Source organism: Halomonas sp. CSM-2 (genome assembly GCF_002119345.1).
In the GTDB taxonomy this organism is placed as follows: domain Bacteria; phylum Pseudomonadota; class Gammaproteobacteria; order Pseudomonadales; family Halomonadaceae; genus Vreelandella; species Vreelandella janggokensis.
This window is the reverse complement of sequence record NZ_NBYR01000018.1, coordinates 22,165-38,022: the sequence shown is the minus strand read 5'-3', so window position 1 is coordinate 38,022 and position 15,858 is coordinate 22,165. Positions and strand designations below refer to the sequence as shown.

Below are 15,858 nucleotides of genomic sequence, written 5' to 3'. Positions count from 1 at the left end.
ACACCAATCAGCCTTGTGGAAAGGGGATAACACAAGTTTGATTGGTGCCCAGAAGAGGACTTGAACCTCCACGACCATACGGTCACTAGCACCTGAAGCTAGCGCGTCTACCAATTCCGCCATCTGGGCAAGTGGCGCGTATGATACCCGTGTATTGGCTAAATGCAAGCATTAGACAGGGGTTTTTGACGTCTAAATACGAGAATCGTTGCCAAGGTGGTTGGGTGATGGGCGTCACAGCGCTATAATGCGCCTATGACCAAACAAAATATGAAATTTTTCAGCCGAGTGAACGCTGAAAGCCCTCATCCGCGGCATGCAATGCACGCGCTTTTTTTACGCCTCCCGCCAACGCAAGCAAGGATGTTGATCGCATGAAGTACTGGACATTGAATGATGATCCGCACGCCGAGCGCGAGGCGCATAAGTACGATAATCCCGCGCCGAGCCGTGAGTATCTACTGGCGGCGCTGGAACAGCACGGTAAACCGGTTACCCACGAAGACATGAGCCAACTGCTGGGGCTGGAAGACGAAGACCACCATGAGGCAGTGCGCCGTCGGCTGGCTGCCATGGAACGCGACGGCCAGGTGCTGCGCGACCGTCGAGGGGCCTATGCGCTGATCAACAAGCTCGACCTTATCAAGGGCAAGGTGCTTGGCCATCGTGACGGCTTCGGTTTTCTATTGCGCGACGACGGCAAGAAGCCGGACCTGGTATTGCCGCCGCGCCAGATGCGTCGTGTGTTCCACGGTGACCATGTACTGGTGAGAATCAGTGGCCGTGACCGCCGTGGTCGCGACGAAGCCACCATTGCCGATGTCATCTCCCGCAATACGCAGACCATTGTGGGTGTTTACCGCAGCAATACCCCGGAATTCGGCATATTGATTCCCGAAAATCCGCGCATTACCCAGGAAGTGATTATCCCCCACAGCGCCTGCAGCGGTGCTAAAGACGGACAGGTCATTTCAGCCAAGATCGTCAAGCAGCCTGAAACCCGGGTACAGCCAGTGGGCGAGGTGATTGAAGTACTCGGCGAGCGTATGGACCCGGGGATGGAAATCGATATCGCCATTCGCAGCTATGAGATTCCTGCCGAATTCCCGCCGGAAGTGCTGGATCAGACAAGCGGGATATCGGCAGAGGTGCTTGAAGACGATAAGCAGAACCGGGTCGACCTGCGTGATACGCCACTGGTCACCATCGATGATGAATCTGCCAAGGATTTCGACGATGCGGTCTGTGCCTGGAAGACCAAGTCGGGCAGTTGGAAGCTGCTGGTGGCCATTGCCGACGTCTCGCACTATGTTCGCCCCGGCGCGCCGCTTGACGACGAAGCTCGCAAGCGGGGCAACTCGGTTTACTTCCCGGGTCAGGTGGTTCCCATGCTGCCTGAGCTGCTTTCCAATGGTCTGTGCTCGCTAAATCCGCACGTTGATCGTCTGGTGATGGTTTGCGAGATGAATATCTCGAAAACCGGCGCCATCAGCCGTTACCGTTTTTACGAAGCGGTTATGAACTCGCATGCACGCCTTACCTATAACAAGGTGGCCGCGATACTGGACAAGGAAAGCGAAGAGGGCAAGGCGCTGCGCGATGAGTACTCGAAACTCGTCAAACCGCTGGAAAACCTGCATGAGCTCTACCAGCTGCTGCGCGAAGCCCGTGAAGAACGCGGCGCGATTGACTTTGATACCACCGAAACGGCGATCATCTTCAACGACGAGCGCAAGATCGAGAAAATCGTCCCGCGCAGCCGTAACGATGCACACAAGATGATCGAAGAGTGCATGCTGGCGGCCAACGTCGCCACGGCGCGCTTCCTGGATAAGCATGACTTGCCCGCGCTGTACCGTATTCATGAGCGCCCGACGCCGGAAAGGCTCGATAAGCTACGCCTCTTCCTGAACGAGCTGGGGCTCTCCCTGGGCGGTGGCGATATGCCAACGCCACAGGACTACCAGGCGTTGCGTGAGACGATTACCGGCCGTTCCGACTTCGATATCATTCAGACGGTCATGCTGCGCTCGATGAATCAGGCGGTGTATTCGCCGCAGAACGAAGGGCACTTCGGCTTGGCCTACCAGGCCTATGCGCACTTTACTTCGCCGATTCGCCGCTATCCCGACCTGCTGGTCCATCGGGCGATTCGGTCGGTAATTCGCGGGCCGCGCCAGACCAATACCGTGCTGCGGGTCGAAGGCGCCCCGGTCGAGCCGCCGAGCAAGTGGTGCCCATACACCTTCGAGCAGATGCTCGAGCTGGGTGAACACTGCTCCATGACCGAGCGCCGCGCCGACGACGCCACCCGCGACGTGGAAAGCTGGCTCAAGTGCGAGTTCATGTCCGACAAGCTGGGCGAAACCTTCGACGGTACCATTGCCTCGGTCACCCAGTTCGGCCTGTTCGTCCGCCTCGATGCGTTCTATGTGGAAGGGTTGGTGCACGTCACCTCGCTGCCATCGGACTACTATCACTACGAAGCGGAAAAACACCGTCTGAAAGGTGAGCGCACCGGCACGACCTATCGCCTGGGCGATGGTTTGAGCGTTCAGGTGGCCCGCGTGGACATGGATGACCGCAAGATCGATTTTGCTCTGGCCGACGAGAAGCCGCGCCCGCGCCGCCAGCCGCGTAAAAAGCCGTCCACCGAAGGGGGCAAAGCGACTGGCAAGGGCGACAATGAAAAGTCGGGCAAGGATAAGCCTGGCAAGGATAAACCCGATACGCGTCGTGGACCTCGACGCACGCGCAAAGGCCCTCGCAAGCCATCACCGAACAAGGGTTGAGCATGAAATCGCCAGCCTCACAGAAGCGCCCGAACACGCCGAATGGCCTCGACCAGGTGTACGGCGTTCACGCCTTGCAGAGCCTGCTCGAGCGCGGTGAAGCGCCGAGGGAAATCTGGGTACAGCAAGGCGCTGGCAACCGGCTAAGTGAACTGCTGAGTCAGGCGGGCGGCCAGGGGGCTCGTATTATCGAGCACCCTCGAACGGTGCTGGACCAGCTGACCCAGGGGGCTTCGCATCAAGGCGTGGTGGCCTTTTGTCCGCCGCTGACACCCGAAAGTGAAGAATCACTGTGGCTCAAGCTGCGCGCATGGCCGTCGAGCGCGCCGCCTTTGCTACTGGTGCTGGATGGTGTGACCGATGTTCATAACTTCGGTGCTTGTCTGCGCAGTGCTGATGCTGCCGGGGCGCACGGCGTGATCGTTGCGAAAGACAAGGCTGCACCCTTGAACGCGACCGTGCGTAAAGTCGCCTGCGGCGCCGCCGAGGTCGTGCCGGTTTATCAGGTCACCAACCTGGCCCGGACGATGGCGAAGCTCAAGGATTCAGGTGTGTGGATTACCGGCACCGCCGGTGAAGCCGACGCCAGCGTTTACGACATCGACATGTCGGGCCCGACTGCACTGGTCATGGGGGCAGAAGGCAAGGGTATGCGCCGTTTGACCCGTGAGGCGTGCGATAACCTTGCCAAGCTGCCCATGGCCGGCCAGGTGTCGAGTCTGAACGTGTCCGTTGCCGCCGGTATCTGTTTATTTGAAGCGGTACGCCAGCGTCAGCTTGCAAGTTAACCCGCTCACCACTAAAATGCATGCGCCCGTTTGTCTGGCAAACGGGCGCTCGTTCTTATGAACGTTTGCTACGTACGGTTATTAAATCGTTGTTCTGCTTGATGCCAATGCCATTGATTCATCAATGGACGTGGCACTTCAGTTAACTCCTTGCTTCTATGTCGCGTTGCCTAGTGCTTGCGCATAAGAAGCTGCCAAACCGCAAGGAGATCCCATGCGTCATTACGAAATCGTGTTTATGGTCCACCCGGATCAAAGCGAGCAGGTCCCCGCCATGGTCGAGCGCTACACCAGCCTCGTTACCGAAAGCGGCGGCACTGTGCATCGCCTTGAAGATTGGGGCCGTCGTCACCTGGCTTACCCGATCAACAAGATCCACAAAGCCCATTACGTGCTGATGAACGTTGAATGCACCGGTGAGACGCTCGACGAAATCGAGAATATCTTCCGCTTCAACGATGCCATCATTCGCAGCCTGGTTGTGCGCTGTAAAGAAGCCGTGACCGAAGCATCGCCGATGATGAAGCCGGCAGAAGAGAAGCGTCCGCGTCGCGAAGAAAAACCGCGCGCTGAAGCTGAAGAATCTGAATCCGAATCTGCCTGATAGCATTCACTCCACGTAACCTAAGGAGCTTATTCCATGGCACGTTTTTTCCGTCGCCGTAAGTTTTGCCGCTTCACTGCCGAAGGCGTCAAGCAGATCGACTATAAAGATCTCGACACGCTGAAGGCTTACGTCACCGAAACCGGTAAAATTGTTCCAAGCCGCATTACCGGCACCAAGGCCCGCTACCAGCGTCAGCTGGCAACGGCTATCAAGCGTTCGCGCTACCTGGCGCTGCTGCCCTATTCCGACAGCCACCAGTAAGCGCTTAACGTGATGCTAGCACTGGCGCGATGGCTAATGCGTGGTACGCCCTACGCCGCAGGCGGGGCAGCGTTGGCCACCTTCGTGCCCTGGCTGTTTTGGCTGGGTGCTGCTATCAGCGCACTGGTAACGCTTCGCCGCGGTTTCGCGCAAGCCTTGCCTGTCACCATCGCGGCGGCACTGCCAGCCGGGATGTGGTGGGTGCAGGGCGATGTGATACCGCTGGCCAGTATCTTGCTGGTGACGTTGATGGCCGTTGTTCTGCGCGAGCGGATGCGCTGGAGTGAAGCCCTTATTCTCGGCGCGATTGCCGCCGCCGTGATGGTTCAATTGGGGATCTTCAGCCCGCCGGCGGGTACCGAGCAAATGCTCGAGCAGTTACGCCAAAGCTCGCAGGAAGTTGATCGGATGCTCAACGAGTTTGCCGATCAGGGCTATGATACCCAGCAGCTAGCCGGGCTCGTCGTCGGTGGTGTCACCGGGTTTGTGGTGTTGCTTGCCGCGATTGCCTGTCTGGCACTGGCGCGTAGCTGGCAAGCAGGGCTTTATAACCCGGGTGGTTTCCGTGAAGAGTTTCATGGGCTGCGTTTAGCACCCAAGGAACTGATCGTGCTGATTGCCTTGAGCGTTATCAGCATGGTGCTGGGCATCTCCGCGTTGGCGATGCTGGCCTGGATACCGCTGCTAGTGGCTGGCATTGCATTAGTGCATGGTATTGTTGGATTAAAGGGGATGAACGGGCTGTGGCTGGTAGCGTTCTATGTGCTGCTGATCACGACCTGGCCCACGATTCTCATTGTGCTGCTGTTGGGGCTGATAGATACATTCGCGAACATTCGCGCACGCCTTGCCCGCAGCAATTGACTAGAGGTTTACGAGATGGAAGTCATTCTGCTCGACAAAATTGGTAAGCTGGGCGGCCTAGGTGACAAAGTCACCGTAAAGCCTGGTTATGGTCGTAACTACCTGGTGCCTTACGGCCTGGCAGTACCGGCAACAAAAGATAACGTTGAGGCGTTCGAAGCCCAGCGTGCTGAGCTCGAAGCCCAAGCGGCCGAGCGCAAGGCAGAAGCTGAAGCACGCGCTGAACAGCTCAACGACATCGAACTGTCGTTGGTCTCTAAAGCGGGTGAAGAAGGCAAGCTGTTCGGCTCAATTGGTCCTCGTGACCTGGCAGACGCCATTTCGTCTGCAGGCATCGAAGTTTCCAAAAGCGAAGTACGTATGCCGCTGGGTCCGATTCGCCAGACCGGCGAATACGACATCGCGCTTCACTTGCACGCTGAAGTGGATGCCGCAGTACGCGTCGTCGTCGTCGCAGAGTAAGTACTGCAAGACGAGCAACGTCTTAAAGGGCGCGGGGATTTCCCCGCGCCCTTTATTATTGGTAGACAGTCAGTATTTGTAGACAGTCGAGCGTGACGCTAACGGTAGTGATTGCGATCATCGGCGGCTAAGATATAGCGTTTATTGACGACGCCGTCGTGTTTAAAGGAGCTCGTTATGCAGGACCAGCCACCCGCTGACAAGGAAACGGCAGCCCTCAAGCTACCACCCCACTCGCTAGAGGCAGAGCAGTCAGTACTGGGCGGGCTGATGCTGGATAATCAGGCCTGGGATGGTATTTCCGACCGCCTGGTGGCCGACGATTTCTATCGCTACGAGCATCGCCTGGTGTTCAACGTGATGATCCATCTGGCTGAGTCCGGTCAGCCGATGGACGTCGTGACGCTCTCCGAAGCACTTGAAGACCGCGATCAACTGGATACCGTGGGCGGGCTGGCCTTTCTGGCGGAGCTGGCCAGAAACACCCCCTCGGCAAGCAACATCCGCGCCTATTCAGATATCGTCCGCGAGCGGGCCACGCTGCGCAAGCTGATCCGAGCGGCCAACCAGATCGCTGAAGGTGCCTTTGCCCCCCAGGGGCGTCCGGCCGATGAGTTGCTTAACGAAGCCGAGCGGCTGGTCTTCCAGATTGCCGAAGAGCGCCCCAAAACCGGCGGCCCGATTGGCATGAGCGACCTGTTGACCAAAGCGGTTGACCGCATCGACGAGCTGTTCAATCTCAAAGGCCAGATGACCGGCTTATCGTCCGGCTTTCGCGATCTCGATGACATGACATCCGGGCTGCAACCGTCCGACCTGGTGATCATCGCCGGAAGGCCCTCGATGGGCAAAACGACCTTCGCTATGAATTTGGTCGAGCACGCCGTCATTTCCAGCGATAAACCGGTGATGGTGTTTTCCATGGAGATGCCAGCGGAATCGCTGATGCTGCGGATGTTGTCTTCACTGGGGCGCATCGATCAGACCCGCGTGCGTACCGGGCAACTGGAAGACGAAGATTGGCCGCGACTGACCTCAGCGGTAAACCTGCTGAAAGACAAGCAGCTGTTTATCGATGATACGGCGGCGCTATCGCCCAATGAAATGCGTTCGCGAATTCGCCGTGTCGTGCGCGAGCACGGCAACATGGCGATGATCATGATCGACTATCTGCAGTTGATGCAGATCAGTGGTTTCTCCGAAAACCGCACCGGCGAGATTTCGGAAATTTCGCGTTCACTGAAGGGGTTGGCAAAAGAGTTCAACTGTCCAGTCGTTGCCCTTTCGCAGTTGAACCGTTCCCTCGAGCAGCGCCCCAACAAGCGTCCGGTCATGTCGGATCTGAGGGAATGTGTGACAGGTGACACCTTAGTGACCCTGGAGACGGGTGAACGGGCACCCATTCGCGAGCTTGTAGGCCAAACGCCAAACGTTATCTCGATGGCGGAAAGTGGAAAACTCCAGCCAGCGAAAACGGACTTGATATGGTCAGTTGGTGTCAAGCCTGTCTTTGAAGTAACGCTTGCGAGCGGTCGGAGAGTCCGTTGCACCGGCGAGCATCGCCTTAAGGCGCTGTGGGGCTGGAAAACGGTTGCCAGCCTGGAAACCGGGGATCGGCTTGCTATTTCACGTCAACTAGCTGAACCAGATAGTCCCAGTGTCTGGGATGAGCATGCCATCATCTTAATGGCACACCTGCTCGGTGATGGTAGTTATGTGAAAGGCCAGCCACTGCGTTATACAACGGCCAGTGAAGCGAACAGCGAAGCAGTAACCCAGGCCGCAACACAATTTGGCTCAACGGTAACGCGCCACACTGGCAGGGGGAATTGGCATCAATTAGTGATCGCCGGCAATGGAAACCGCTGGCATGCGAGTGGCGTTGGGGCGTGGTTGAAGTCACTGGGGGTATTTGGTCAGCGCTCTGCTGATAAACATATTCCCCGGGAGCTTTTTAAGCTTTCCAACGACCAGATTGCCCTTTTTCTGCGGCACCTTTGGGCAACAGACGGCAGTATTGCGACCGATGCCAATCAGCGAACACGCATATACTTTTCCACTGTTAGCCGCCGACTGATTGACGATGTTGCCGCCTTGCTGCTGCGTTTTGGCATTGTGGCCCGCATTAGGCGCGTCGTGTCTGGTGAAGGCGGTGGATGGTACACCGCCGACATCTCAAGCGTTGAGCAGCAACGTCGCTATGCTGAATATATCGGGGCGTTTGGCCATCAGAAAGACGCCATGGACAATTGGCTTGCCTCTGCCGTGGCTAATAGCAATACCAACATTGATACACTTCCTCAGGAAGTATTTGAGTACGTTAAACAAGCAATGGGCGCTAAAGGTATCAGTCAGCGCAAAATGGCATCGATGCGAAATACCGCACATGGAGGAAGCGCTCACTTCAGCTATTCTCCCTCTCGTAAGACGCTTAGCCACTATGCTGACCTTTTAGAGAACCAGGCGCTGAAACAAATCGCGACCAGTGATTTATATTGGGACAAGGTCGTCGAGGTTCGTGCTTGTGGAGAAGAAGAGGTCTTTGATCTGACGGTACCGGGTAATGCTTGTTGGTTAGCCAATGATATTGTTAGCCATAACTCGGGCGCTATCGAACAGGATGCCGACGTTATCGCCTTTGTTTACCGCGATGAGGTCTATAATCCAGACAATCCGGATAATCAGGGTATCGCCGAGCTGATTATCGGTAAGCAGCGTAACGGTCCCATCGGCACCGTGCACATGGCCTTTATCGGCCGCTATACACGCTTTGAAGATTTGGCGCCGGATAGCTACGGGGAAGCTTTCGGTGATTAACTTGAGACCGGGAGTCAGGTTCGTATAATGCCCGGCCAATCAGCAAACAGAACGGGAGCACAGCATGGCAGGTGGTTTTCGGCGCGGTAATCGTCAGCGTCTACCCAAGTTAGAAGCGCGCGGGGAGTTGCAGTCGCTTGAACGCGAAGGGCCGTTCAAGGAGTGGCTGGGCATGCCTGACCTTTACCGCTACTACATCGAGGTCGACGGCGAAAAATACAGCTACCAGACGGAAGACTCGGAGTTGCCGGTAAAAGTGGGCGATAAAGTGGTGTTTCGTTACAAGCAGACCAAGGCGGGCAACTGGATCGATCGCAATTCGCTGGGCAAGGCCATCGACCCTTCCGAATACCAATAGCAAAGGCGGATGGTCAGGAACTCTCCTGGGGCTTCATCGTCTTAGCTAGAACGTGACACTGCAACAAAAATGCCATTATGTTTCGGCATGCTGTGCCACTGAAACGCTAATAACCCAGGAGGGAACCATGGAAATGACGTCACTCAAGGCGTTCGTTGCCCAACATGACAATTTTGAAATACGCGTCATCAGCCACGCGGGCAGCCGCTTTTATCAAGTGGAGCTGGAAGACGTTGAAGGTGAGCGCCACATGCTGACCCAGCGGGGCAAGCCGATGATGTTTCGGGCGCTGGACGATATCTACCTGGAGCTGAAACGCGCCGATATTCACCGCGCCTATCTGGTTCAGCACGTCGCCCACGACGAAATGATTGGACGTGATGCCCACTACAGCGCCCCGTTAAGCTCGCGTGTGCCGCTGGTTTTTTAAACCTTGTGCATGAGCATTATGAGGATCCGTTAGACCGTTTTTCCCACCATTGGCCCAGTCGCACCCGGCGGCGGGCAAACCACCGATAGCCCCAGTTGAGGGCGCCTTTCAATCCCGGCAGGCACGATAGCCAAACCAGCCGCCGGTATCCCAGAACGGCATACAGGGCGCGGCTTGCTTCCATGCCGATGTACCAGTTGCCCTGGCTGTCTTTTACGTGAAGCAACCCCATCATGGCGTCGAACTCACCCCGATCGTGGGTGGCGTTGAATGCATCGCTCTGAATGTCCACCAGCCGAATGCGGTCCTGGTGTTGGTGACGGGAAAGCCAGTTGACCTCCACGCGGCAAAAAGGGCAGTGACCATCGTGGTAAAGCGTCGCAGGCGCACTGGCGTCAAGCGGGCTGAATCGACTCATGAGGTGGTCTCCTTTGTATAGCCAGCGGTATGGTGGGGCTGCCCGTAACCCGTCGAGGTTTCAAGCTGATCGAGAAATTGCTGTGCCTGTTGATGAATGGCTGATCGCTTGTCAGGTGCCATGCGATCAAGCGAGCCATAAATCAATTTCATGCGCGGATTCTGCTGTAACGAGCCGCGGTGTTGCTCGAGGAAATGCCAGTACAGACTATTGAAGGGGCAGGCCTTCTCACCCGTGACCTGGTTGGGTGAGTAACGGCAGTGTTGGCAATGGTCTGACATCTTGTTGATGTATTTGCCTGACGCGCAGTAGGGCTTCGACCCCATCTGGCCGCCGTCGGCGTGCAGCACCATGCCCAGCGTATTGGGCAGCTCCACCCATTCGCAGGCATCGATGTATACCGCCAGATACCAGTCGCACAATGCCTCCGGCTTGACCCCGCATAGCAGAGCGAAATTGCCGGTCACCATCAGACGCTGGATATGGTGCGCATAGCCGTTATCCATGGTCATTTCCACTGCTCGCTTCAAGCAGTGCATATCGGTCTTGGCGTCCCAATAGAAGGCTGGCAGATCACGCTCGAAACCTAACGAATTACGGCGCTTGTAGTCGGGCATCTGCGTCCAGTAAAGCCCCCGTACATACTCGCGCCAGCCAAGTATCTGGCGAATAAAGCCCTCAACGGCGTTGATAGGTGCTTGCTCATCGAGATAACGCTGCTCTGCCGCCTGGCAGACCTCCTGGGGGGAGAGCAGGCCGATATTGAGCGCGGCCGACAGGCGCGAGTGAAACAGGAAGTTGGAGCTTTCACTGATCGCATCCTGATAGCGGCCAAAATCACTCAGGCAGTGGTCAAGGAAATGGCGCAAATCCACGAGCGCCTGGCGGCGTGTTACCGGCCAGTTGAACGTCGCCAGATCGCCCATATGGTCGGGGAAATGGCGCTTGACCGCATCGAAGGCGGCCTGGGTCATCTTTTCGTAGTGATGCCTGGGTGGCGTCGGAAACGCCAAGTCGCCCTTGATTGGCTCGCGGTTATCATGATCAAAATTCCACTGACCGCCCATCGGCTCATTGTCTTCCATCAACAGCCCCGTGCGTTTGCGCTGCTCACGATAGAAGTACTCCAGACGAAGCTGCTTGCGCCCCTCAGCCCACTGGCTGAAGTCATCGGGTGTCGTGAAAAAACGATCATCCTCGTGAAGCCGCCAAGGCAATTCTGCGGTTTGACGGTTCAGCATGGCTTCATAAAGCCGCCATTCGCCGGGGCGCGTCACGCGTATCTCATCGCAGCCGTAAAGCTGGGCCAGGCGCTCCGCTTCCCCGATCAACGAGTGGCAGTTGTCAGCATCATCCAGATTGCTGTAGTGGACCTCGAAGCCCTGTTGGCGCAGCTGGTAGGCGAAGTGGCGCATGGCGGCGAAGAACAGACCAAGCTTATGGCTGTGATGGGGAACGTAGCTCGCTTCGTCGGCCACTTCGCAAAGGGCGACGACGGCATTATCAGGCGCCTGACGCAGCGTCACCAGAGAAGACGACAGCTGGTCGCCAAGCACGAGGAGTAAAGGCTTAGACATAAATTGACCTAACTATGTACAAATAATGCTAATAGTATAACTTTATGCCGCCGGTTTGCAGAAAAGTGGTAGGATTTATTTTTCAAGGTGCTGTCAGCAGGAGTGAATATCATGACCGAGCAAGTCGCAAAGGATCAGCCGGGCGAAGGTCGCCTAATGCATGCCCCCAGCGACCATCCCCCTGTGCCCCGCGCGAAGGTGGGCGTGGTATTGGCAAACCTGGGTACGCCGGATGCCACCGACTACTGGTCGATGCGTCGTTACCTGAGCGAGTTCCTGTCTGATAAGCGGGTGGTCGATTACGCCAACTGGAAGTGGCAGCCGTTGCTACAGCTGATCATCCTGACCAAGCGGCCGTTTTCATCCGGCAACGCCTATAAAAGCATCTGGAACAACGAGCTGAACGAAAGCCCGCTATTGACCACCACCCGGGCGCAAACGCAGAAAATGACCGAACGTTTGAAGGCGCTCTACGGCGACGATGTGGAAGTCGATTTCTGCATGCGCTACGGCAACCCTTCGACCGAAAGCGTGCTGAATCGACTGAAGGAAAAAGGCTGCGAAAAAATCGTCTTCTTCCCGCTTTACCCCCAGTACGGCTCGCCCACCACGGCGACGGCCAACGATCAGGCGTTTCGCACCCTGATGAAAATGAAATGGCAGCCGTCCATCCGCACCGTACCCGCTTATTTCGATCATCCGGCCTATACGGATGCGCTGGCTAACTCGGTGCGGGAAGCCTACGAAGGGTTGACGTCCCGGCCGACCAAGCTGGTCGCCAGTTATCATGGTGTGCCCGAGCGTTATCTACTCGAAGGCGACCCCTACCATTGCCAATGCCAGAAAACCACGCGCCTGCTGCGCGAAAAGCTGGGGTTCAGCAAGGAAGAAGTCGACACCGCCTTCCAGTCGCAGTTCGGCCCCGAAAAGTGGGTGGGCCCCCAGACCGTTGATCACGTAGCAGAATTGGCCAAACAGGGACACAAGCACATCGCCATCCTGTCGCCTGCGTTTTCGTCGGACTGCGTCGAGACCCTGGAGGAAATCAAGGAAGAGATTCACGACAGCTTCATGGAAGCGGGGGGAGAGACCTTCAGTTATATTCCCTGCCTGAACGACCGGGATGACCACATCGATGCGCTAGTGGCAGTGGTCAACAATGAATTGTCGGGGTGGTTGCCGCGTACTTAATTGACTATAACCATTTAGCTATGTGGTTATCTTAAACATAGGTAAATGAAATTCTAGAATGTCGTCATAAAAAGGCCTGCGTTATCGATTGGATAACTCAGGCCTTGTTTTGGGAGGAGCGAATTTATCGATCGCCTATGAGGTTTGCATTGAAGGTGTTGTGCCTGCCGATGGCGCGTCGTCGGTTATAGGTTGGGTTCGCCAAATGGCGATATTAGCGAAACCATAGAAAATGGCGATGGCAATTACCAGCATGTGGAACCACAGAAATGGCAGGTAAGTTAGCGTCGAAACACCCAGCGTTGCGGCCATGAAAACCCCGCCGTCTGTCCAAGGGACCATGGGGGTGGTGATAGTGCCACCGGCTTCGGTATTACGTGAAAGAACGCGCCGATCAATTCCCTGCTTATCGTAGTTCTTTTCGGTGATCGTGCTCGCGGTGATTAATGAAACGTAAGCTGCGCCCCCGAAGAAGTTCCCAAAGAAGCCGCCGAGCATTGTCGAGATAGTGAGTCGGCCGGGGTTGTTGGCCCAACGCAGGAATCCGTTGCTGATTGACTGAAGAATACCAACTCGCTCCATTAGGCCACCAAGCCCAAGCGCAAACAAGATGAGGGCAATAACGCCGAGCATCGACTCAATGCCGCCTCGATTCAGCAGTGTGTTCAGAAATTCCACGTCGGATTCAATGGCGTTACCCACATAAGCAATTCTAATTGCATCAATGGGCGCGACTCCCTGAGCCCACCAAGCGCAAATGCTTCCTAAAACCGCACCGAAGGTGATGACAGGAATGGAGGGGAAACGACGCGTCAGCAACAAAATGACAATGGCAGCGGGCAATAGAAGCCAGGGGCTGACGGTAAAGTGGGATTCAAGTGCCTGCATGGCCATCGTGGCCCGAGATGTGTCGGCACTATCGTCTACGTAGAAAAAGCCGACCACTAAGAATAACACGGAAGCAATTAGAATGGCGGGGACGCTTACCCACATCATGGACCGGATATGGTCGATCAGACCCACCTTGCATAATGAGGCCGTCATGACGGTTGTATCGGAAAGCGGTGACATCTTGTCACCCACATAGGCACCAGAAATAACCGCACCGGCCACAAGGGGAAGCGGGATGCCAAAGCTATGACCTATGCCCATCATCGCGACACCTGCTGTTCCCACGGTCCCGAATGACGTACCAGTGGCAAGTGAAGTTAAAGCACAAATAATAAAGGCGGCAAACAGGAAAATCTGCGGATTCATGACTGATAAGCCATAGTAGATAATGCTAGGGACGATCCCCCCGGCAATCCAGGTGCCAATCAGTGCCCCAACCGTGGTCAGAACCAAAACAGCTTCCATACCGTTATGTATGCCATCAATTAGCCCCTTCTGCATGTTCTCGTAAGAAAGCTTGAGTTTTAAACCCAGAGCCATAACTAAAAACCAAGAGGCAAAAAGAGCCAACTGAATGGGTAATTGCAACACGTTGATACTGACAAACATGATGGCAATAAAGCCGACCATGACGGCCAGCACTTCCACCATGCTAGGGAGCCTTGTTTGCGTTACAGATGAAGACATAGTGTTTCCTCTACGATTGTTTTGGGCTTGTGTATCGAGGGTTAAGAAGTGAACCGACTCAGTCGGTAAGGGAATACATCAGGCAATGGGTTGGGTGTGTTGGCTGTTGTTTCTCCTTGTCTTGCTAGGTTGGCAATAATTTCCGCGGTCACAGCGGCTTGCGTGAGGCCAAGATGGTGATGCCCGAAGGCCAGCATTACTTTGCCGTCGTTCACGCAGTCTATGATGGGTAAAGAGTCAGGCAGGGAAGGTCGAAACCCCATCCAGGGGCTCGCCTCGGAGATATCAAGGTCCGAGCAGAAGAGTCCTCGGCTCAACTGATGGAGTTTCCATGCGCGTTCCATGTTGGGAGGTCGCTCTAGCCCGGCAAACTCGACGGTGCCTGCTAAACGCAATCCTTCCTCCATCGGTGTCATGATAAAACGGCGTTCCAGAGAGGTAATGGCGACGGGGAGGCGTGCTTTTTCATTGGGAAGCATCAGGTGGTAGCCCCTTTCTGTATCGAGCGGCACCTTGCTACCGGTTAGCGAAGCCGTGAGTTTGCGCGAATGGGCACCACAAGCGATCAGTACTTTGTCGGCATGTATTGCCTCGGTTTGGGCCGTTCGTAACGTTACACCTTGGCTATTTGTTGATCCTGAAAGGACTTCTTCTTGTATGAACCGCACGCCATTCCGCTGAGCATTCATTACTAGCGCATTGGACACTTGCCACGGGTCTACTACATGGGCGGTGTCGGGGAAGAAGAGCCCACCTTGTATTGAGGTGGAAAGTTGCGGGGCGAACTTCCTAATAGCGTCACCCTGCCAGTGATCCGCCGCAACGTTTTGGGCGTTCATTCGTGACTGCAGCGCTTTTATCTCCGGAACGGATGCTTCGTTCTCGTAGATCAGAAAAGAGCCGTCCTCTTTCAACAATGCCCTACCATCGATCGAATCGAGTAGTCGGTGCCATGCGGATAAGCTGGATTGATTGAGCGCCCGAATCCCAGCAGTACTGGCTTGGTAAGGAGTTTGGCGAAGGTTTAAAAGTAGCTTGGTAAACCACGGAAGGGCTTTGGGTAGATATTGCCAGTCAAGACGTAGCGGCCCCATTGGGTCTAGCAGCATGGAGGGAATTCGCCTCAAAATTGATGTGTCGGCAATAGGGAATACCTGTTCGGTTGCCATGTGTCCTGCATTACCGAAAGAGGTTCCCAGACCTGGAAGCTGTTTATCGATAACAAGCACCTGCCAGCCTTGCTGACTGAGTGCCAAGGCGCAGGCTATCCCGATAATGCCAGCGCCGACCACAACGATCTCGGCGTCAACATTGTGCGGAGGCGAAGAGGTATGTGCCATAAAGCTGCGTCCCTTTTTAATTTTGTCGATTGTATAAAATATAATGTATGTATTTTTTGAGTGCAATATGTATAGGGCGAAAAGTAGGTGAGGGGATAGATATCAGGGGGGTCTTCGGAAGGCTTCAAGGCGGACGGCTAAGGTAATACGGAACAATGAATTCCGGAGTCCTCTGTCACCAGGCTTGCTAACGCTTGTCGGGTACGATGGCTAGCTGAGGATGGAAAGGTATCATCCTGCCAGTGGGGGAAACGCTGTTAGGGCAAATTAACGAAGCTGATAACGCCACCCGCATGGCTCAGAGGTAAGCAGCAAGCGGCGATTTCTATGAGGTGAGTTGCAGTGATTTCGTGGTAGGAGCGAAATGCATGAGGC

14 protein-coding genes and 1 tRNA gene are annotated in these 15,858 nt (G+C 55.6%); 10 read left to right on the top strand and 5 right to left on the bottom strand.

Annotation, left to right across the window (positions count from 1 at the left end):
• Nucleotides 1-42: 42 nt before the first annotated feature.
• Nucleotides 43-129, bottom strand: a tRNA-Leu gene (locus tag B7L15_RS15385).
• A gap of 245 nt (nt 130-374) precedes the next feature.
• On the opposite strand from B7L15_RS15385, the gene rnr reads away from it, so the two are divergent.
• From rnr to B7L15_RS15340, 9 genes are all read left to right on the top strand, one after another.
• Entirely contained in the window at nt 375-2,792 is a 2,418-nt protein-coding gene (gene rnr, locus B7L15_RS15380; protein WP_085919818.1) for a ribonuclease R, read from the top strand.
• A 2-nt stretch (nt 2,793-2,794) separates the two neighbouring features.
• On the top strand, nt 2,795-3,580 hold the full coding sequence (rlmB, locus tag B7L15_RS15375; RefSeq protein ID WP_085919817.1) for a 23S rRNA (guanosine(2251)-2'-O)-methyltransferase RlmB: 786 nt from the start codon (nt 2,795-2,797) through the stop codon (nt 3,578-3,580).
• A gap of 214 nt (nt 3,581-3,794) precedes the next feature.
• Nucleotides 3,795-4,184: a 30S ribosomal protein S6 gene (gene rpsF, locus B7L15_RS15370; RefSeq protein WP_066321716.1), complete on the top strand. Its 390-nt coding sequence runs from the start codon at nt 3,795-3,797 to the stop codon at nt 4,182-4,184.
• A gap of 36 nt (nt 4,185-4,220) precedes the next feature.
• Nucleotides 4,221-4,448, top strand: a complete 228-nt coding sequence (gene rpsR / locus B7L15_RS15365; RefSeq protein ID WP_085919816.1) for a 30S ribosomal protein S18 — start codon at nt 4,221-4,223, stop codon at nt 4,446-4,448.
• A 12-nt stretch (nt 4,449-4,460) separates the two neighbouring features.
• Nucleotides 4,461-5,312, top strand: coding sequence for a hypothetical protein (locus B7L15_RS15360; RefSeq protein WP_085919815.1), 852 nt, complete (start codon nt 4,461-4,463; stop codon nt 5,310-5,312).
• 15 nt (nt 5,313-5,327) lie between these two features.
• Nucleotides 5,328-5,774 carry a 50S ribosomal protein L9 gene (gene rplI / locus B7L15_RS15355; protein ID WP_085919814.1) on the top strand — a complete coding sequence of 149 codons (447 nt, stop codon included), beginning with the start codon at nt 5,328-5,330 and terminating at the stop codon, nt 5,772-5,774.
• A gap of 177 nt (nt 5,775-5,951) precedes the next feature.
• Nucleotides 5,952-8,591, top strand: a complete 2,640-nt coding sequence (locus tag B7L15_RS15350; RefSeq protein ID WP_085919813.1) for a replicative DNA helicase — start codon at nt 5,952-5,954, stop codon at nt 8,589-8,591.
• 64 nt (nt 8,592-8,655) lie between these two features.
• The gene (locus B7L15_RS15345; RefSeq protein WP_066321721.1) at nt 8,656-8,949 is read left to right on the top strand and encodes a hypothetical protein; all 294 of its coding nucleotides are present in this window, start codon (nt 8,656-8,658) and stop codon (nt 8,947-8,949) included.
• A gap of 127 nt (nt 8,950-9,076) precedes the next feature.
• Entirely contained in the window at nt 9,077-9,379 is a 303-nt protein-coding gene (locus tag B7L15_RS15340; protein ID WP_085919812.1) for a DUF6482 family protein, read from the top strand.
• A gap of 16 nt (nt 9,380-9,395) precedes the next feature.
• Here the strand turns inward: B7L15_RS15340 and B7L15_RS15335 are convergent, their stop codons facing one another.
• Nucleotides 9,396-9,797: a thiol-disulfide oxidoreductase DCC family protein gene (locus B7L15_RS15335; protein ID WP_085919811.1), complete on the bottom strand. Its 402-nt coding sequence runs from the start codon at nt 9,795-9,797 to the stop codon at nt 9,396-9,398.
• Complete coding sequence (locus B7L15_RS15330) at nt 9,794-11,374, bottom strand: cryptochrome/photolyase family protein (protein ID WP_085919810.1); 1,581 nt, start codon at nt 11,372-11,374, stop codon at nt 9,794-9,796. The genes B7L15_RS15335 and B7L15_RS15330 overlap by 4 nt, the downstream gene beginning before the upstream one ends.
• Nucleotides 11,375-11,485: 111 nt before the next feature.
• Between B7L15_RS15330 and hemH the strand changes: the two genes are divergently transcribed.
• A complete protein-coding gene (gene hemH, locus B7L15_RS15325; protein WP_085919809.1) occupies nt 11,486-12,565 on the top strand; it encodes a ferrochelatase in 1,080 nt (359 codons plus the stop codon).
• 135 nt (nt 12,566-12,700) lie between these two features.
• On the opposite strand, the gene nhaC is transcribed toward hemH, so the two are convergent.
• Together nhaC and B7L15_RS15315 are read right to left on the bottom strand one after the other, a co-directional pair.
• Nucleotides 12,701-14,143, bottom strand: a complete 1,443-nt coding sequence (gene nhaC / locus B7L15_RS15320) for a Na+/H+ antiporter NhaC (RefSeq protein ID WP_085919808.1) — start codon at nt 14,141-14,143, stop codon at nt 12,701-12,703.
• 41 nt (nt 14,144-14,184) lie between these two features.
• Nucleotides 14,185-15,483, bottom strand: coding sequence for an NAD(P)/FAD-dependent oxidoreductase (locus B7L15_RS15315; protein WP_085919807.1), 1,299 nt, complete (start codon nt 15,481-15,483; stop codon nt 14,185-14,187).
• Between the last annotated feature and the right edge of the window lie 375 nt (nt 15,484-15,858).